This window comes from Blastococcus carthaginiensis (assembly GCF_030731085.1).
GTDB classification, from domain to species: Bacteria; Actinomycetota; Actinomycetes; order Mycobacteriales; family Geodermatophilaceae; genus Blastococcus; species Blastococcus carthaginiensis.
This window is the reverse complement of record NZ_JASNFN010000018.1, coordinates 79,044-97,016: the sequence shown is the minus strand read 5'-3', so window position 1 is coordinate 97,016 and position 17,973 is coordinate 79,044. Positions and strand designations below refer to the sequence as shown.

The following is a 17,973-nucleotide window of genomic DNA, read 5'->3' as shown; positions in this document are numbered from 1 at the left end:
GCCATGGCCGACACCCTGCTGCCCGGGATCACCGCCACGCGGGTGACCACCCCGCGACTGACCCAGAACGTCGTCCACCCGTCTACCGTGGAGCCGGGGGAGCTCGACTCCGCCGGCGGCGAGGTCGTGCTCTTCGTGCACGGCAACGTCAGCTCCGCGCTCTTCTGGCAGCAGCCGCTGCTGGCCCTGGTGGAGGAGGCGCACCTGCGGCCGATCGCGGTGGACCTGCGCGGCTACGGCGACACCGATCCGCTGCCCGTGGACGCGCGCCGCGGCGTGCGCGACTGGGCCGACGACGTCGCGGCGCTGGTGGAGACCCTCGGCGTCGAACGGGTTCACCTGGTCGGCTGGAGCATGGGCGCGGGCGTCGTCCTGCAGCACCTGCTCGACGCGCCCGCGCGGGTCGCCTCGGTGGCGCTGGTGGCCCCCGTCTCGCCGTACGGCTTCGGCGGCACGGCCGGGTCGGAGGGGCGCCGCCTCGCCGAGGACGGCGCGGGCTCCGGTGGCGGTGCGGCCAACCCCGAGTTCGTCGCCGCGCTCGCGGCCGGCGACACGGGCGACGGCAGCCCGACCAGCCCGCGGTCGATCCTGCGGGCGTTCTACGTGGCGCCGGGGTCGCTGCCGCTGGACCCCGCGATGGAGGACGTCTTCGTCGCCTCGATGCTCTCCACCCGCACCGGCGCCGACCACTACCCGGGCGACTCCGCGGCCAGCCCGACGTGGCCGGGGGTCGCGCCGGGGAACCGCGGGGTGCTGAACACGATGGCGCCGACGGTCATGGACGTGTCGGGTCTCGACGGGCTGGCCGGCAAGACCCCGGTGCTGTGGATCCGCGGGGACGCCGACGCGATCGTGTCGGACACCTCGGTGTTCGACCTCGCCCACCTCGGGCAGCTGGGTGCGGTGCCGGGCTGGCCGGGGGAGGGGGTCTGCCCGCCGCAACCGATGGTCGCCCAGACCCGCGCCGTGCTGGAGCGGTACGCCGCGGCCGGGGGCAGCTACCGCGAGGTCGTCCTGCCCGGGGTCGGGCACTCGCCGCACGTGGAGCGGCCGCAGGAGTTCGTGGTGGCCCTGCTGGAGCACCTCGATGCCGCCGCGGACGCCACTGCCGACCTCACCCGAGGTGAGGCATAGGAAGCTTTACCTGCGTCTCGGGTCGGGAAGGCGCAGGTAAAGCTTCCTATGCCTGGGTCAGTTGGCGTGGAGTTCGGCGTTGAGCGCGCCCCAGTCGCCGTCGCGGGGCAGCGCCTCGAGGGCGCCGCTGACGCTGTTGCGGCGGAAGAGCAGACCGGCGCGGCCGGAGAGCTCCTTGGCCTTGACCGAGGAGCCGTCGGGCAGCGTGACGCGCGAGCCCGCGGTGACGTAGCAGCCGGCCTCGACGACGCAGCCGTCGCCGAGGGAGATGCCGATGCCGGCGTTGGCGCCCAGCAGGCAGCCGCTGCCGATCGAGATCACCTGGGTGCCGCCGCCGGAGAGGGTCCCCATGATCGAGGCGCCACCGCCGATGTCGCTGTCGGCGCCGACGACCACGCCTGCGCTGATCCGGCCCTCGACCATGGAGGGGCCCAGCGTGCCGGCGTTGAAGTTGACGAAGCCCTCGTGCATGACCGTCGTCCCCTCGGCCAGGTGGGCACCCAGCCGCACGCGGTCGGCGTCGGCGATGCGCACGCCGGAGGGGATGACGTAGTCCACCATCCGCGGGAACTTGTCGACGCCGAAGACGGTCACGTGGCCCACGGCGGCCCGCAGCCGGTGGGCGTTGAACGTCGCCGCATCCACCGGGCCGGCGCTGGTCCAGGCGACGTTCGTGAGCAGGCCGAACACGCCGGTCATGTCCGCCCCGTGCGGCTGGATGAGCCGGTGCGAGAGCAGGTGCAGCCGCAGCCAGACGTCGTGGGTGTCCACCGGCGGCTGGGCGAGGTCGGCGATGACCGTGCGGACGGCGATGACCTCGATCCCGCGGGCCTCGTCGCGGCGCACCAGGCCGCCGTAGTCGGGGCCGAGCTCGCCGGAGAGCTCCAGCGCGCCGAGGCGGGTGGTCCTCGTGGCCGCACCGGCGGGCGCGCCCAGCCGGGGCTCGGGGTACCAGGTGTCCAGCACGGTGCCCGAGGCGGTGACGGTCGCCAGACCGGCGGCGACGGCGGAGACGGGGGCGGGCGCTGCGTCAGTCACGCCCGGAACGCTACCGAGGCCGATCCGCGGCGGGGCGGGCCGGTCGGTGAGGTGCTGGAACGGCCTGGCTGCAGGGGCCCGGGGCGAGCGTCAGCGAGTTCCGGGGGGCAGCCAGATCCTCTTACTAAGCTCGGCAGTCGTGAGCACCCCGCCGCAGCTCGACCTGTCCACCGACGTCCTCGCGCTGACCCGCGCCCTGGTCGACGCGCCCTCGGTCTCGGGCGGCGAGACGGCGCTGGCCGACGCGGTGGAGGCGGCGCTGCGGGCGCTGGGCGGGCTGGAGGTCGAGCGCGTCGGGGACGCCGTGCTCGCCCGCACCAACCTCGACCTGCCCACCCGGGTGGTCCTTGCGGGGCACCTGGACACCGTGCCGATCGCCGACAACGTGCCGAGCCGGCTCGACGAGGCGACCGGTCGCCTCTACGGCTGCGGCACCAGCGACATGAAGGCCGGCGACGCGGTGATGCTGCGGCTGGCGGCCACCTTCGGCGTCCCCGGCGCGGCGCCGGCGCACGACCTCACCTTCGTCTTCTACGACAACGAGGAGGTCGAGGCCGTGAAGAACGGCCTCGGCCGGGTGGCCCGGGAGCGGCGCGGCTGGCTGTACGGCGACCTCGCGATCCTGCTGGAGCCGACCGACGGCGAGATCGAGGCCGGCTGCCAGGGCACCCTGCGCGCGGTGCTGGCGACGACGGGCCGCCGCGCGCACAGCGCCCGCAGCTGGCTCGGGGAGAACGCCATCCACGGGCTGACCGGGGCCCTCGCCGCGCTGGCGTCCTACCGGCCGCGGGAGGTGGAGATCGACGGCTGCACCTACCGCGAAGGGCTCAACGCGGTCGGCATCGCCGGTGGGGTTGCGGGCAACGTCATCCCCGACGAGGCCTCCCTCACCGTCAACTTCCGCTACGCGCCCGACCGCGACGAGGACGCCGCCGCGGCGCACGTCCGCGAGGTGTTCGCCGACGCGATCGCGGCCGGCGCGATGCTCACCGTCGTCGACAACTCCGGGGGAGCGCTGCCCGGGCTGTCCGAGCCGGCCGCCGCCGCCTTCATCGCGGCCGTGGGCCGCCCGGCCCGGGCCAAGCTGGGCTGGACCGACGTCGCCCGGTTCGCCGCCTTCGGCATCCCCGCGATCAACTACGGCCCGGGCGACCCGCAGCTGGCCCACACCCGCGAGGAGCACGTCCGGGTGGACCGGCTGCAGCCCGCCGTCGACGCCCTCACCGCCTACCTCTCCGGGAGGACCGCATGACCGCCACGCCACCGCCGGAGGGCCGGCGCCCGCGCCCGACCCGCCACCGCGGGCCGATCATGCTGCGCGGCGGGGAGCCGGACCCGCAGGCCCAGGGCAGCACGACCGACCAGCGGCTGCTGGACCGGCGGGGCCCCACCGACTGGGTCCACACGGACCCGTGGCGCGTCCTGCGCATCCAGAGCGAGTTCGTCGAGGGCTTCGGCCTGCTCGCCGAGCTGCCCCGCGCGGTCAGCGTGTTCGGCAGCGCCCGCACCCCGCGGGACCACCCGCACTACGCCGCGGGCGTGGAGATCGGGGCCGCGCTCTCCCGCGCCGGGTACGCCGTGATCACCGGCGGCGGGCCGGGGGCCATGGAGGCGGCCAACCGGGGGGCGTCCGAGGCCGGCGGCCTGTCGGTCGGGCTGGGCATCGAGCTGCCGTTCGAGCAGGAGCTCAACGAGTGGGTCGACGTCGGCATCTCGTTCCGCTACTTCTTCGTGCGCAAGACGATGTTCGTCAAGTACGCGCAGGCCTTCGTGATCCTCCCGGGCGGCTTCGGCACGCTGGACGAGCTGTTCGAAGCGCTCACCCTCGTGCAGACGCGCAAGGTCACCCGCTTCCCGGTGATCCTCTACGGCACCGACTACTGGCGCGGTCTGATCGACTGGGTGCGCGGCACCATGGCCGAGCACGGGGCGATCGGCCCCGGCGACGTGGACCTGCTGCACTGCACCGACGACGTCGACGAGATCGTGGCGGTCGTCCAGGAGGCGGAGAAGGCGCGGGCGGCGGGCGACAACGGCGGGGGGATGCGGGCCGCGGTGACCGGCCCCTCGGACGCCTGACGTGCTCTCCTTCGTCCTGTTCGTGGTCGCCGTCCTGCTGGTCGGCGGCGCGCTGTTCCTCGTGGCCTCGCTGCTGCTGGGGCGCGGGGAGACGCAGCCGCCGGCCGACCCGGACCGGTCACCGGTCGAGCTGCCCGAGGACCGGCCCGTGGTGGCCGACGACGTCCGGGGGCTGCGGATCGCGGTGACCGCCCGCGGTTACCGGATGGTCGAGGTCGACTGGCTGCTCGACCAGCTGGCGCAGACGCTGGACGAGCGGGACGCGGAGATCGCGGCGCTCCGCGCCGAGCTGGCCGCACGCAGCCGGCCGGAGGCGCCGACCGACCCCGGCGCCGGGCCGGCGGACCGGGAGGGGATGCAGGATGCCTGAGCTGGTGGAGCGGGTGGAGGTGGCGGCGCCGCCCGAGCGGGTGTGGGCGGCGCTCACCGACTGGACGCGGCAGGGCGAGTGGATGCTCGCGACAGACGTCGAGACGGTGGGCGGGCCGGCGCAGGGGGTCGGCGGCCGGCTGGCCGCCCGCACCGGGCTGCCCCTACCGGGCCGGGCCCGGCTCGGGATCCTCGACACGATGGTCATCACGGCCTGGGACCCGCCGCGCCGGGTCGAGGTGCAGCACACCGGGCGGCTGGTGCGCGGGCCCGGCATCTTCGAGATCGAGCCGCGCGGCGAGCAGAGCACCTTCGTGTGGACCGAGCGGCTCGACCTGCCGTACGGGGTCCTCGGCCGGGTCGGCTGGGTGCTGGTCCGGCCGTTCGCCCTGCTGGGGATCCGCTGGTCGCTGCGACGCTTCGCCGATTTCGCGCGGGGACAGCGGGCGGGCTGATCAGTCGGGTCGGCCGGCGATCGCGGCGGCGACCTCCGCGACCACGCGGTGGGTGCGGGTTCCGGGATGGCATTGCCGGGCCACCGCGATCGCGTCGGGGAAGTGGTCGATGTCGGTGAGCACCGGCAGGTCGAGCACCTCCAGGCCGACGTGCTCGAGGGCCGCTCGCGTCCGCTCGGCAGTGTCCTCCCGCGACATGGGCACCTCGGCCAGCACGGCGGCCGGTGCGGGCGAGCGCAGGCCCAGCGCCCACCAGCCGCCGTCCGGGGCGACTCCGAGGACGGCCGACCCCGGGTCGGCCGCGACGAGCCGGTCGAGGCAGCCGGCCAGCAGGTCGGCGGTCACCTGCGGGGTGTCCATGCCGATCAGCAGGGTCGGACGGGCGGCGTCCGCCCCGGTCATGGCGGCGTCGAAGGCGGCGGCCAGCCGCCGGCCGAGGTCGCCCTCGACCTGCGGGACGACGGTGCAGCCGGCGAGGTCCAGGTCGCCCGGGGCGCCGTCGAGAGCGACCACCCGGCGGGCGACGGTGGTGGCGCGTACCGCGTCGAGGGTGTCGCCGACCGCGGCCGCGGCGATCGCGGCCGCCTGCTCCGGGGTGCACGGTGGCGTGAGCCGGGTCTTGCTCCGGCCGGGCACCGGGGCCTTGGTGATGACCAGCAGTTGCGCGTCGCTCATCTGGCGAGCACCTCCCGCATGTCGCGGATCGTCCGGACCGTGCCCAGCACGGTCCCGGTGACCTTCGACCGCGTCCCCTCGGCGCGTGGCGCATACGGGACGTCGACCTCGCGCACCCGCCACCCGGCGTCGGCAGCTCGCGTCACCATCTCCAGCGGGTAGCCGAACCGTCGGTCGGTGATCCCGAGGCCGAGCAGGGCGGTGCGCCGGGCGGCGCGCATCGGGCCGAGGTCGTGCAACGCCAGCCCGGTGCGGCGGCGCAGCATCACGCCCAGCGCGAGATTGGCCGCCCGGGCGTGCAGGGGCCAGGCGCCGCGGTCGGTGGGGCGTCGGCGTCCCAGCACCAGGTCGGCGTCCCCGGCCAGCACCGGGCCGGCGACCCTGGGCAGGTCCGCGGGATCCATGGAACCGTCGGCGTCGCAGAAGCAGACGACGTCGTCGGTGGCCGCCTCGAGGCCGGCGTGCGCAGCGGCGCCGAAGCCTCGCTGTGGCACGTGCACCACCGTCGCGCCGTGCCCGGCCGCGATCGCCGGCGAGCCGTCGGTCGAGCCGTTGTCGGCCACGATCGCCCGGTAGCCCTCGGGCAGCCGGGAAAGGACCCAGGGCAATGCCGCGGCCTCGTCGAGACAGGGCAGGACGACGTGCGGCACGTACGGACGGTAACGGCCGACGGCGATCACCGCCCCTCGTCCGCTCGGCGCCCCCGCCGGTGCGGCCCGGCGGCGAGGGCGCGACCGGCTGGCTAGTCTGCCGTCGATGACCAGGTCCGCCGCCGATGTCGAGTCCGCGGCGGATCCCCCGGACGAGCGCGACCGGGCGCCCGTCGTCGCCGTGCTGGTCGCCGCCGTCGCCATCGCGGTCACCGCGGCGATGGGCGGCTGGCTGGCCGTCGGCGGGGTCGACCTGCACCTGCTCGGCGGCACCGTGCTGCGTGGGCGGTACGACGTGCACCTGGACCCGGCGGTGGCGTTCCCCGTCGTGGTCGGCCTCGCCGGGGTCCTGTGGGGGCCGGCGCTGGCCCGGTGGGCACCCTGGGGGGCGTTGCTGCCAGGTTCGGCCGGGGCCGCTGCGCTGTGGGCGGTGGCTTTGGCGGTCAGCGGTGGCTGGCACCGGCTGACCGAGCCGCTGGCGAGCCGCTACGAGTACCCCTACGACGTCGACCGGGTCGGTGCGCTCGGTCCGTTCCTCGCGACGTTCAACGACCACGTCCCGGCTGCCTCCGCCGATCCCTGGACGACGCACGTCTCGGGCCACCCGCCCGCGGCCCTGCTGGCGTTCGTGCAGCTGGACCGCACCGGCCTGGGTGGGCTGGGTTGGGCGGCGGCGCTGTGCATCGCGGTCGGCGCCCTCGCGGTGCCGGCGGTGCTGGTGGCCGTGCGCGCGGTCGCCGACGAGCCCACCGCACGCACCGTGGCACCGTTCGCCGTCCTCGCGCCGACCTCGCTGTGGATCGCCACCAGCGCCGATGCGATCTTCGCCGGGGTCGCCGCCTGGGGGGTGGCGGCGCTCGCGGTCGCCGCGGCCAGGGAGCGACGTCGGGCACCGTGGGCGGTGGGCGGCGGGCTGCTGCTCGGGCTGGCGCTGTTCCTGTCGTTCGGGCTGACGTCGCTGGGGCTGCTGGCGCTGGCGGTCGTGGTCGTGCAGTGGCGGGCGATCGGCGGGGCCGGCGTGGCGCGGGTGCTGGTGCTGGGCGCGGTCGGCGTGCTGGTCGTCTTCGCCGCGTTCGCCGCCGGCGGTTACAACTGGTTCGACGGTCTGTCGGTCACCGCCGACCGGGTCCGTTCGGGGCCGTCGTACGCCGACCGGCCGCTGGCGTTCTTCCTGGTCGCGAACCTCGCCGCCGCGGCGATCGCGGCCGGCCCGGCGGCCGTGGCGGGCCTGGGCGCCCTGCGACGGCGCGCCCTGGCGCTGCTCCCGGCGGCGGTGGTCGCCGGGATGCTGGTCAGCGACCTCACCGGCCTGGTCCGGGGCGAGACGGAGCGCATCTGGCTGCCGTTCACCGTCTGGCTGGCCGTGGCCACCGCGTTCCTGCCCGCGCGGCAGCGTCGCGGCTGGCTGGCCGCCGCGGTCGTGGTCGCACTCGTCGTCGAGGTCACCGTGCGCACCGAGTGGTGACGGGGCGCCCGCGCGACCGCCGCAGGCGGCGCGGCAGGATGTCGGCGTGACCGCCGCCGCTGGTGGAGCGTCGCGGTGAGCCGGCGCGGATGGACCCTCTTCCTGGCCATGTCGCTCATCTGGGGCCTCCCGTACCTGCTGATCAAGGTGGCGGTGGCGGACCTGGCACCGGTGGTGGTCGTCTTCGGTCGTTGCGCGGTGGGGGCCGCCCTGCTGCTGCCGTGGACCGTCGCGACCGGGCAGCTGCGCCCGGCGCTGCGCCGCTGGCGGCCGCTGCTGGCCTTCACCGTGCTCGAGATGACGGGGCCGTGGCTGCTGCTGGCCTACGCCGAGCAGTCGTTGTCCAGCTCGCTCACCGGGCTGCTGGTGGCCGCGGTGCCGTTCGTCGCCGCTCTGGCCGCTCGGCTCACCGGAGACGAGGACCGCCTCACCCGGGTGCGGGTCGCCGGCATGCTGCTCGGGCTGGCCGGCATCGTCGCGCTGCTGGGGTTGGACATCGAAGGCGCCCAGCTGCTCCCGCTGGCCGCGGTGGCGCTCACCGTGGTCGGCTACGCGACTGCGCCGCTCGTGATCAGCCACCGGTTGCCCGACGTCTCGGGTGTCGCGGCGAGCTCGATCGCGCTGTTCGTCACCGCCGTCGTCTACGCGCCGTTCGCCTTACCACGGCTCGACCGGCTGGACGACGCGAGCGGTACGGCGGTGCTGTCGGTCGTCGTCCTGGGCCTGGTGTGCACCGCGCTGGCGCTGGCGCTGTTCTTCGCGCTGATCCGCGAGGTCGGCCCGCAGCGGGCGCTGGTCATCACGTTCCTCAACCCCGCCGTCGCCGTGCTGCTGGGTGTCGCACTGCTCGACGAGCCGTTCACCCTGGGGCTGGCGATCGGGCTGCCGGTCATCCTGCTCGGGTGCCTGCTGGCGACCTGGCGCAGCCGGCCGCGCGGGGCGATGCCGGTGCCGGCCATCGACGCAGCCGCCTGAGAGCGGCCCGGTCGAGCGCCGAGCCCGTCCGCCAGGCGGGGTCGGGTCGCACCGCTTAGGTTCGAGAGCGCACGTCCGGGTCGTCCCGCTGAGCACCGTCACGGGGGATGCCCGCGCCCACCCGACTCGAGGACGGAGCCGTGAGCCCGATGGCCGATCGCCCCGACGGCCAGGCAGCGGCCGGCGCATCGCAGCACGGAACGGCGGGAGGGCGGCGGGTGACCGGGCAGCATGCGCTGCCGGGCCCGTTCCGGCGCGAGAACTGGCGCAGCCCGGTGCGCGGGCCCTGGCTCACCGCGGTGCTCAGCCTCGTGCTGCTCGTCGGGTTGCCGATCGTGTTCGTCACCGGACTGCTGTCCTACGCCGCCTACAACCCCGACCTGCCCGGCAACGACATGACCCCGGGCAAGGGGCTCTTCGGGTTCTACCTGTTCGACTGGCCCACCGAGCCCTACTGGCTGTACCGGGTGACGCAGGGCACCCACGTCATCCTCGGGCTCGTCCTCATCCCGGTCCTGCTCGGCAAGCTCTGGTCGGTCATCCACAAGCTGTTCGAGTGGCCACCGGTCAGATCGCCCGCTCAGTTCATCGAGCGGATCTCCATCGCGCTGCTCGTCGGCAGCGCGGTCTTCGAGTTCGTCACCGGGCTGCTGAACATCCAGTACTGGTACGTCTTCCCGGCGTCCTTCTACACGATGCACTTCTACGGGGCCTGGGTGTTCATCGCGGCGCTCGCCGTGCACATCGGCCTGAAGATCCGCGTCATGGTCGCCCCGCTGCGCTCGCGGCGGCTCCGTGACGAGTTGCGCACCGACACCGCCCACACCGCGCCCGAGTCCCCCGACCCGGACGAGCTGGTCAGCGCCGATCCGGCCCGGCCGACGATCTCGCGGCGCGGAGCCCTCGGCCTGGTCGGCGCCGGCTCGCTGGCGGTTCTGCTGCTCACGGCGGGGCAGAGCATCGGGGGTGCGCTGCGGTCCACCGCACTGCTGGCGCCGCGCGGCCAGGACCTGGGCTCCGGCCCCAACGGCTTCCAGGTCAACAAGACGGCGGAGTACCGCGGGATCAGCGAGTCGGACACCGGCAGCAGCTGGCGGCTGACCCTGCGCGGCGGAGGGTCGCCGACGACCCTCACCCGCGATGACCTCCTGGCGATGACCCAGCACACCTCGCACCTGCCGATCGCCTGCGTCGAGGGCTGGTCGACGACGAACCAGGCCTGGGTCGGTGTGCGGCTGCGTGACCTGGCCGAGCTGGCCGGTGTCCCCGAGCCGGCGTACGTGCGCGTCGAGTCACTGCAGCAGGGCGGCTCGTTCGGCGCCGCCAGCCTCCGGCGCAACCAGATCCTCGATCCCGACAGCCTGCTGGCCCTGGGGGTCAACGGCGCCGACCTCTCGCTCGACCACGGCTACCCGGCCCGGGTGATCGTGCCGAACAACCCGGGGGTCCACAACACCAAGTGGGTCAGCCGGATGACCTTCCACGTGTCGTGATGCGCGGCTTCCGGGCGCGCTACGGCGCGCATCCCCTCCACCTGTTGGCGCTGCTGGTCAGTCTGGCCGTGGCCGGCTACGCCGCGCTGAAACTGTTCCCGGCCAACCCGATCGGCATCGCCGTGTGGCTGGTCGGGTCCGCTGTCGTCCACGACTTCGTCCTGCTGCCGCTGTACACCGTCGTCGACCGTGGGCTGATCCGCGCCTGGCGGCGGTGGCGCGGTCCCGCCACGGAGCTGCCGCGCGCACCTTGGATCAACTTCGTGCGGGTGCCGTCGGCCGTCTCGGGGCTGCTGCTGGTTTTCTTCTTCCCGCTGATCTTCCGGCTCAGCCCGAATTACACGGGGATCACGGGCATGCCCATCGAGCCCTATCTGGACCGCTGGCTGCTGGTCACGGCCGCGCTGTTCGGCCTGTCCGCCCTCTGCTACGCCGTCCGGTTGAGGCGGGCGCCGGCACCGCACCGGCCGCAGGCCGCAGGCCCCAACGCCCCCGGCTCCTAGAGTGCTGCACCCTGGACGTCGCCTCGGTGTGGTCCGCCGTCGACGCGAACGTGTCGCCGGCGGTGTGGGGGTACGGGCCCAGCTCAGCCGCGCGGTGCCGGGCGCAGGGGCGCGGTGGCGAACTCGCGCATGCCGTCGAGGAAGTCGACCTGCGCGCGGAACCCCAGCTCGGCCTCTGCCCGGGCGGGGCCGGCCACCACGTGACGCACGTCGCCGAGCCGGTACTCGCCGGTCACCACCGGCTCCGGGCCGCCCATGGCGTCGGCGAGGGCCCGGGCCATGTCGCCCACGGTGTGCGGTCGCCCCGACGCGACGTTGTAGGCCCGCAGGGAGGACTCCGCGGGCGGGTGCTCCAGGGCCCGGAGGTTGGCCGCGGCCACGTCCGAGACGTGCACGAAGTCCCGCTGCTGGCCGCCGTCCTCGAACACCGCGGGTGCCCGGCCGGACTCCAGCGCGCTGCGGAAGATGGACGCGACGCCGGCATAGGGGGTGTCCCGGGGCATCCGCGGGCCGTACACGTTGTGGTACCGCAGCGCGACGACGCTGCCGCCGGTCGTGCCTGCCCACGCGGCCGAGAGGTGCTCCTGGGCGAGCTTGGTGGCGGCGTAGGTGTTGCGGGGGTCCGGGACGTCGTCCTCGGTGACGAGGTCCCAGCCCAGCTGCCGGCCGCAGCGGGGGCAGGGCGGCTCGAAGCGGCCGGCGTCGAGGTCGGCGCGACGGCGGGGGGCGGCCGGGACCGGCCCGTGCTCGGGGCAGGAGTAGCGGCCCTCGCCGTAGACGACCATCGAGCTGGCGAGCACCAGCCGGCCGGTGCCGGCGCGGGCCATCGCCGCGAGCAGCACCGCGGTGCCGAGGTCGTTGATGCCCGCGTAGGCGGGCATGTCCTGCACGTCCACGCCCAGGCCGACCATCGCGGCCTGGTGGCAGACCGCGTCGACGCCGTCCAGCGCGCGGTCGACCGCCGCCGCGTCGCGCACGTCGCCGACGAGCAGTTCCACCTCTTCGGGCACCGGGGGCCCGTCGGGGTAGTCGGGGTGGACGGCGGGCAGCAGGGCGTCGAGCACGCGCACCTCGTGGCCGGCGTCCCGGAAGGCGGGGACGACGGCCGATCCGATGAATCCGGCACCGCCGGTGACGAGGACGCGCACGAGCCGGGACGCTACTGGCGCGGGGCCGGCGCCGCTGCCCGGCCGGGACGTCGGTGGCCGGCGCTAGCGTCCGGGGCGTGCTGCGCTGCGCCTGGGCCACGAGCGCCCCCGAGTACGTCGCCTACCACGACGAGGAGTGGGGGGTGCCGCTGCACGGCGACGACGCGTTGTTCGAGCGGCTGTGCCTCGAGGCGTTCCAGTCGGGGCTGTCCTGGATCACGATCCTGCGGAAGCGGCCGGCGTTCCGGGCCGCGTTCGACGGGTTCGCGATCGACGCCGTGGCCGCGTTCACCGACGAGGACCGGGCCCGGCTGCTGGCCGACGCGGGCATCGTCCGCAACCGCGCCAAGATCGATGCGGCGATCGGCAACGCGCGGGCGGCGCAGCAACTCCCCGGGGGGCTGTCGGAGCTGCTCTGGTCCTTCGCGCCGCCGGGCCCGCGCGCCCGCCCGGCGACGCTCGCCGACGTCCCCGCGACGAGCCCCGGGTCGGTCGCCATGGCCCGGGAGCTCAAGCGGCGCGGCTTCGTCTTCGTCGGCCCGACCACGGCCTACGCGCTCATGCAGGCGACCGGGATGGTCGACGACCACGTCACCGGCTGCTTCCGCGCGTCGCTGCCGGAGGACGACGCGACGTCACCCTGACGGGCCTCGTGTTGGACGGAACGCACGCATGCGGGATCATTGCCCCGCAGCTCACAGCATCGGACACCGCACGCCTGCCAGAAGAGGCAGGCGTGCGGCTGGCGAAGGAGGCACGCATGGCGGCCATGAAGCCGCGCACGGGTGAAGGTCCCCTCGAGGTCACCAAGGAAGGGCGCGGCCTGGTCATGCGGGTACCGCTGGAAGGTGGCGGGCGTCTGGTCGTCGAGCTGTCGCCCGACGAGGCGGCCGCGCTCTCGGAGGCGCTGAAGGGCGCCACCAGCTGATCTCGGCGCAGGGCCGCCTCCGGGCGGCCGCGCGCAGGGCACGGCCCGGCCCCGGCCGGCGGCAGCTCGCCGTCGACCGGGGCCGGGTCGTCCCACGTGTTCAGGCGGCGCCGGGAACCGGCGGGCGGCGGAGCGCGGCGAACCAGCGGCCGCCGTCCTCCCAGGAGTCCACGAGCGCCAGCCCGGCCCCGGTGGCGATCCGCTCGATGGCGTCGCACCCCACGTGCGCCCAGTCGAACCAGGAGCTCACCTCGCCGGCCCGTTCCAGCCGCAGGCGGGTCGTGCGCTGGCCCGCACCAGGGCCCTCGGTCTCCACCAGCACCAGGCCGCCGGGGGCGACGATGACCCGGCAGCGGCGCAGCAGCGCGGTGGGGTTCCCGCCGATGCCGATGTTCCCGTCGGCCAGCAGCGTCGTCCCCCACAGCCCCTCTGCGACGACGGGCTCGAAGACCGACCGCCGGATCACCGTGGCGCCCGAGCGGCGGGCCAGCTTCAGCGCCGTCGGCGAGATGTCGACGCCGAGCGCGTGCACCCCACGGCGGGTCAGCTCCGCGGCCAGCCGCCCCGGGCCGCAGCCGACGTCGAGGACGGTGCCCCGGGCCCGCGCCAGGAAGCGGCGGTCGACCTCGTCCGCGTCACCGGTCCACCGCTCCAGGGCACCGGCGAGCGAGTAGGTGCGGCCGTCGAAGTCCCGCACCGACCACGGTTCGGGTGCGGGGGCGTCCGCGGTCCCCGCGGACTGCAGGGCCGCCGCGTAGAGGTCGGTGGCTGCAGGGGGCATGGCGGGCTCGCTTCCGTGGCGCGGTGGACGGGGCCGACCGCCCTCCCGGCGCGGGCGGGCGGCAGGAGGGCGGTGGGTGCGGGTGGGCATAGCCAGAATCGGACGTACTCAACCCAGTGGCGCTCCGGACGACCCGATCGGGTCCCCGGGGTGACCTGCGCTGGCCGCGCCCGGGGAGCCGGGAGAAGCTGGGCCGATGGAGCAGGGCGCATGAGCGAGGACCGGGGGGTCGTGTTCCCCGCGGGGACGGACGGCCGGCGGAGCACGGCGGCCCTGGGTCGGGCCGTCGTCGCGGACGCGCTGCGCCCCGTCGACGCCGCCGGCGCGCTGGCCGCCGAGCGCGAGACCACCTGGCGGGCGGGGTACCTGACGCACTTCCGCCGGCTGGTCGAGGCAGGCCTGCCCTCGCCCGCTGCGGCGCGGTCCATCGCGGACGCCGGGCTGACCTCCCTGCACGCGCGCATGCGGGTGGCGGGACCCGAGGGGGAGACCGGGCTCGCGGAGCTGACCACCGCACCCGCCGGCCGCGCGTTGCACACGGCGGAGATCACCGGCACCGCCGAGCCGGAGCGGGAGCTGTCGCTGCCGTTCCGCGGCGGGCGGCTGCGGGGGGACGCGCTGCTGCGCCGCCTGGACGACTGGGTCGCCGCCGGCGTCGTGGAGCCCTCGTGCGCGGAGGCGGTGCGCGCGGTCGCCGCGCACCCGGAGTGGCTGTCGCTGCCGGGCCGCACCGTGGTGGTCCTGGGAGCCGGTGCCGAGATGGGGCCGCTCACCGCGCTGCTGCGCTGGGGAGCCCGCGTCGCCGGCGTGGACCTGCCCCGGGCGCCGCTCTGGGAGCGGGTGCTCGACATCGCCCGCGGGGGCGCGGGCACCCTGCTGGTGCCGGTGGAGGAGCCGGGTGCGGAGCCGGACCCGGCGCGCGCCGGCGCGGACCTGATCGCCGAGGTGCCGGCGGTCGCCGACTGGACGGCCGGGCTGACGGGCGACCTCGTGCTCGGCAACTACGTCTACGCCGACGGCGCCACCAACGTGCGGGTCTCGACGGCGGTGGACGCGCTCACCGTGCGCCTGGTGGGGGAGCGGCCGGAGCTCGCCCTGGCGTTCCTGGCCACGCCGACCGACGTCTTCGCCGTCCCCGCCGACGCGGTGGCCCAGTCGGTCGAGGCGTACTCCCGCCGCACGCGCACGGCGAAGCTGCTGGGCCGCCCGCTGCGGACGGTCTCGGGCGGCCGGCTGCTGCAGCGCGCCTACGTGCCCGGCACCGACCCGGGCATCGCCGACAGCCTGGTCGCCCAGCAGGGGCCCAACTACGCGCTGGCCAAGCGGTTGCAGCGGTGGCGGGCCACGGTCGCGCGCGCCGCGGGGAGCACGGTGTCGATGAACGTCGCCCCGCCCACGCGCACCCGGTCGGTGGTGAAGAACCGGGCGCTGGCCGCGGCCTACGCCGGCGCCCACCGGTTCGGCGTGGAGATCTTCGAGCCGGCCACCTCGAACGTGCTCATGGCCGCGCTGCTGGTGCACGACCTGCACACCGGCGGCGGTCCGGTCCAGGAGCACCCGTGGCAGGACGAGGCTTACGAGGCGGCGCACGGCGGGCTGTGGCGCGCGGCCTACCAGCCGCGCAGCGCACTCGGGCTGGCCGCGCTGCTCGGCTACGGCGCCGCCCGGGGCTGACCGGCGTCGGGCAGGTGCTGGTGCCCAGCGCGCCGGCGCGCCACAGTGGGGCCCGGCCCACCGGTGGGAGCGCAGATGCCACAGCTGTTCGGCGCACGGACCCTGCTGACCGTCCTGCGGACCGGCAACGCCCGCGCCCGCCTGCGCGCCACGCGCGACGGGCAGGCCGCCGTCCGGCTGCACCTGGGCGCGGCCGGCCTGGCCACCGGGGTCCTCGACGCGGTCGCGACCGGGGCGGCGGGCACGCCCGATCTCGCCCGTCGCCTCGGGGTGCCCGACGAGCAGCTGCTGGGCGCCTTCCTGCAGGTGCTGGCCGCCGCCGGGCTGGTCCGGGAGGACGCCGGGCGCTGGTACCTGGCGGACGCCGGACGGGCCGTGGTGGGCGACGACCTGGTCCGGGCCTCCTACGAGGCGTTCGCCGGGTTCCACACCGGGCTCTACCGCCACCTCGGGGAACTCCTCGCGGGCGGGCCCCGGCGGCGGGACGTCGCCGAGCAGGGGGCGGTCATCGCACGCGTCTCGGCGGCCTTCGAGCCGTTCGTCGACGACGTCCTGCGGGACGTGGTGGCCGCGGTGTCCCCGCGGCGGGTGCTCGACGTCGGCTGCGGCGCGGGGCTGCAGCTGGCCACGGTGCTGGCCGCGGCGCCCCGGGCGGAGGGGGTGGGGGTGGACGCCGACGCCGACGCCGCGGCGCTCGCCCGGCGGACGCTGGAGCAGCGCGGCCTCGGGGGCCGGGCGACGATCGTGCAGGACGACGTCCGGCGGCTGGCCGACGACCGCCCGTTCGACCTCGCGCTGCTGGCGAACGTCGTCTACTACGTCCCGGTGGAGGAGCGACCCGCCCTGCTCGCCGACGTGGCCGGCCGGCTCGCACCCGGAGGGACGCTGCTGGTGGTCACGACGGTGGCGACGCCGCAGCTGTTCAGCCGCCACTTCGACCTGCTCCTGCGGGCGCAGCAGGGCGACATGTCGCTGCCGGCGGTCGACGACCTCACGACCGGGCTGCGCAGCGCCGGCCTGCGGCCGCGGGAGCCCCGGCGGATCGCACCGGGTGCGCCCCTCGTCGCCGTGACGGCGGTCCGGCCCACCTGACCGCCGGCCTCAGGCAGGGCCGACGAGCCCGGCCACGATCTCGGCAGAGAGCCCGACCAGCGGCAGCCCGCCGCCGGGGTGCGCCGAACCGCCCACCAGGAACAGCCCGGGGACGCGGGAGGCGTTGCCCGGGCGCAGGAACGCCGCGCGCGAGCCGTTGCTGGAGCTGCCGTAGATCGACCCGCCCACGCTGCCGGTACCGCGCGCCAGGTCGGCCGGCGTGCGCACCACCCGCCAGCGCAGCCGGTCCCGGACGTCGAGCCCGCGCCGGGCCATGACGTCGAACACCCGGTCGGCGTACCCCTCGGCCAGCCCCGGGGTGTCCCAGTCCACCCCGTGCACCGGGTCGTGCCGCGGCGCGTTCACCAGCACGAACCACGACTCGCTGTCGCCGTCGGGCACCAGTGCGGGGTCGTCGGGCGCGCTGACGTAGACGGTCGGATCGGTGACGGGGCAAGGCCGGCCCGCGTGGCGTCCGGTGCCGAAGACGGCGTCGAACTCCGCGTCGTAGTCCGCGGGGAAGAGGACGGTGTGGTGGTCCAGCCCCGGGGTCCGGCCGCGCAGCGCCAGCAGCAGCACGAACCCCGACAGCGAGGGCGTGGCGCGGGCCAGGTCCCGCCGGACCCGCCGCGTGCGGGGGTCCGGCGCGAGCAGGCCGGCGTGCAGGGCCGTGGCGTCGACCCCCGAGACGACGACGTCGGCGGGCAGCCGTTCGCCGTCGGCGAGCTCCACGCCGGCGACCCGGCCACCGGCCACGAGGACCCGCCGCGCCGTGCACCCGGTGCGCAGCACGGCGCCGTGCGCGAGGGCCCGGTCGAGCACCGCCGGCCCGAGCCGGTGCAGCCCGCCCCGCACGTACCAGGAGCCGAAGGCCTGCTCGGCGTACGGGACGGTCGCCAGCACCGCCGGTGCGCGGCGGGGGTCGGAGCCGGAGTACGTGGCGTAGCGGTCCAGCAGCGTGCGCAGGTGGGGATGGGCCAGGTGGCGCCGGCCGAGACCGCGCAGCGACTGCCAGGGCGCGATCGCGGCGACGTCGGCCGGGCGGCGGGCCAGCCGGGCCAGCGTCGTCGCACCGGCCAGCGGGGTGCGCAGGAACGGTTGCTCGCTGATCCGCCACATCGCGGCAGCCCGCTCCATCAGCGCGGCCCACTGCGCGCCGGCGCCGGGGCCCAGCGCCTCGTCGAGGGCCGCGGGCACGGCGTCCGCGCGCCCGGGCACGGTCAGCCGGGTGCCGTCGGCGAACCGGTAGCCGACCGCCGGGTCCAGGCGGACCAGGTCGACGGCGTCCTCGAGCCGGCCGCCGGTCGCGGCGAACAGGTCGCGGTACACCTGCGGCAGGGTGACCAGGCTCGGCCCGGTGTCGAAGGCGTGCCCGTCGTGGGCGAGCCGGCCGAGCTTCCCGCCGACGGTGGCGGCCTGCTCCACGAGGGTGACGGCGTGGCCGAGGGCCGCCAGTCGCGCCGCGGCGGACAGGCCGCCGAGCCCGGCTCCCACGACCACCACGCGCGCCACCG

The 17,973-nt window shown here is 75.9% G+C and carries 19 protein-coding genes; 13 read left to right on the top strand and 6 right to left on the bottom strand.

The genetic code is table 11. The features are described 5' to 3' along the window. The first annotated feature begins 3 nt into the window (after window positions 1-3). Window positions 4-1,134, top strand: coding sequence for an alpha/beta hydrolase (locus QOZ88_RS15115; protein ID WP_306000570.1), 1,131 nt, complete (start codon window positions 4-6; stop codon window positions 1,132-1,134). Window positions 1,135-1,191: 57 nt separating this feature from the next. Here the strand turns inward: QOZ88_RS15115 and dapD are convergent, their stop codons facing one another. Next, window positions 1,192-2,172, bottom strand: a complete 981-nt coding sequence (dapD, locus tag QOZ88_RS15110) for a 2,3,4,5-tetrahydropyridine-2,6-dicarboxylate N-succinyltransferase (RefSeq protein WP_306000569.1) — start codon at window positions 2,170-2,172, stop codon at window positions 1,192-1,194. A gap of 139 nt (window positions 2,173-2,311) precedes the next feature. Between dapD and dapE the strand changes: the two genes are divergently transcribed. The 4 genes from dapE to QOZ88_RS15090 are packed head-to-tail and all read left to right on the top strand — an operon-like array spanning window position 2,312 to window position 5,075. Continuing rightward, complete coding sequence (gene dapE, locus QOZ88_RS15105; RefSeq protein WP_306000568.1) at window positions 2,312-3,424, top strand: succinyl-diaminopimelate desuccinylase; 1,113 nt, start codon at window positions 2,312-2,314, stop codon at window positions 3,422-3,424. Beyond that, a complete protein-coding gene (locus tag QOZ88_RS15100) occupies window positions 3,421-4,251 on the top strand; it encodes an LOG family protein (RefSeq protein WP_306000567.1) in 831 nt (276 codons plus the stop codon). Before dapE ends, QOZ88_RS15100 begins: the two co-directional genes overlap by 4 nt. Window position 4,252: 1 nt before the next feature. Next, window positions 4,253-4,621, top strand: a complete 369-nt coding sequence (locus QOZ88_RS15095) for a DivIVA domain-containing protein (protein ID WP_306000566.1) — start codon at window positions 4,253-4,255, stop codon at window positions 4,619-4,621. Next, entirely contained in the window at window positions 4,614-5,075 is a 462-nt protein-coding gene (locus tag QOZ88_RS15090) for an SRPBCC family protein (protein WP_306000565.1), read from the top strand. The genes QOZ88_RS15095 and QOZ88_RS15090 overlap by 8 nt, the downstream gene beginning before the upstream one ends. Here QOZ88_RS15090 and QOZ88_RS15085 read toward each other — a convergent pair whose 3' ends face one another. Further along, window positions 5,076-5,750, bottom strand: a complete 675-nt coding sequence (locus QOZ88_RS15085) for a TIGR04282 family arsenosugar biosynthesis glycosyltransferase (RefSeq protein WP_306000564.1) — start codon at window positions 5,748-5,750, stop codon at window positions 5,076-5,078. Then, window positions 5,747-6,400: a glycosyltransferase family 2 protein gene (locus QOZ88_RS15080; protein ID WP_306000563.1), complete on the bottom strand. Its 654-nt coding sequence runs from the start codon at window positions 6,398-6,400 to the stop codon at window positions 5,747-5,749. The genes QOZ88_RS15085 and QOZ88_RS15080 overlap by 4 nt, the downstream gene beginning before the upstream one ends. Before the next feature lie 106 nt (window positions 6,401-6,506). Between QOZ88_RS15080 and QOZ88_RS15075 the strand changes: the two genes are divergently transcribed. The 4 genes from QOZ88_RS15075 (at window position 6,507) to QOZ88_RS15060 (ending at window position 10,836) form a co-directional block, all read left to right on the top strand. Beyond that, window positions 6,507-7,865 carry a hypothetical protein gene (locus QOZ88_RS15075; RefSeq protein WP_306000562.1) on the top strand — a complete coding sequence of 453 codons (1,359 nt, stop codon included), beginning with the start codon at window positions 6,507-6,509 and terminating at the stop codon, window positions 7,863-7,865. 75 nt (window positions 7,866-7,940) lie between these two features. Next, complete coding sequence (locus QOZ88_RS15070) at window positions 7,941-8,840, top strand: DMT family transporter (RefSeq protein ID WP_306000561.1); 900 nt, start codon at window positions 7,941-7,943, stop codon at window positions 8,838-8,840. A gap of 218 nt (window positions 8,841-9,058) precedes the next feature. Beyond that, on the top strand, window positions 9,059-10,333 hold the full coding sequence (locus QOZ88_RS15065) for a molybdopterin-dependent oxidoreductase (RefSeq protein ID WP_306000560.1): 1,275 nt from the start codon (window positions 9,059-9,061) through the stop codon (window positions 10,331-10,333). Further along, on the top strand, window positions 10,333-10,836 hold the full coding sequence (locus tag QOZ88_RS15060; RefSeq protein WP_306000559.1) for a hypothetical protein: 504 nt from the start codon (window positions 10,333-10,335) through the stop codon (window positions 10,834-10,836). The genes QOZ88_RS15065 and QOZ88_RS15060 overlap by 1 nt, the downstream gene beginning before the upstream one ends. An 83-nt stretch (window positions 10,837-10,919) precedes the next feature. Here QOZ88_RS15060 and QOZ88_RS15055 read toward each other — a convergent pair whose 3' ends face one another. Continuing rightward, window positions 10,920-11,984: an NAD-dependent epimerase/dehydratase family protein gene (locus QOZ88_RS15055; RefSeq protein ID WP_306000558.1), complete on the bottom strand. Its 1,065-nt coding sequence runs from the start codon at window positions 11,982-11,984 to the stop codon at window positions 10,920-10,922. A gap of 77 nt (window positions 11,985-12,061) precedes the next feature. On the opposite strand from QOZ88_RS15055, the gene QOZ88_RS15050 reads away from it, so the two are divergent. Then, window positions 12,062-12,628, top strand: a complete 567-nt coding sequence (locus QOZ88_RS15050) for a DNA-3-methyladenine glycosylase I (RefSeq protein ID WP_306000557.1) — start codon at window positions 12,062-12,064, stop codon at window positions 12,626-12,628. Between the two features lie 116 nt (window positions 12,629-12,744). Beyond that, a complete protein-coding gene (locus QOZ88_RS15045) occupies window positions 12,745-12,912 on the top strand; it encodes a DUF3117 domain-containing protein (protein WP_012947303.1) in 168 nt (55 codons plus the stop codon). A 100-nt stretch (window positions 12,913-13,012) separates the two neighbouring features. On the opposite strand, the gene QOZ88_RS15040 is transcribed toward QOZ88_RS15045, so the two are convergent. Further along, window positions 13,013-13,693, bottom strand: coding sequence for a class I SAM-dependent methyltransferase (locus tag QOZ88_RS15040; RefSeq protein WP_306000556.1), 681 nt, complete (start codon window positions 13,691-13,693; stop codon window positions 13,013-13,015). Between the two features lie 210 nt (window positions 13,694-13,903). Here QOZ88_RS15040 and QOZ88_RS15035 point away from each other — a divergent pair, with 210 nt between their 5' ends. Further along, entirely contained in the window at window positions 13,904-15,367 is a 1,464-nt protein-coding gene (locus tag QOZ88_RS15035; protein WP_306000555.1) for a hypothetical protein, read from the top strand. 141 nt (window positions 15,368-15,508) lie between these two features. Continuing rightward, window positions 15,509-16,459: an SAM-dependent methyltransferase gene (locus QOZ88_RS15030; RefSeq protein WP_406568229.1), complete on the top strand. Its 951-nt coding sequence runs from the start codon at window positions 15,509-15,511 to the stop codon at window positions 16,457-16,459. Window positions 16,460-16,468: 9 nt separating this feature from the next. On the opposite strand, the gene QOZ88_RS15025 is transcribed toward QOZ88_RS15030, so the two are convergent. Beyond that, window positions 16,469-17,971, bottom strand: coding sequence for a phytoene desaturase family protein (locus tag QOZ88_RS15025; protein ID WP_306000553.1), 1,503 nt, complete (start codon window positions 17,969-17,971; stop codon window positions 16,469-16,471). Between the last annotated feature and the right edge of the window lie 2 nt (window positions 17,972-17,973).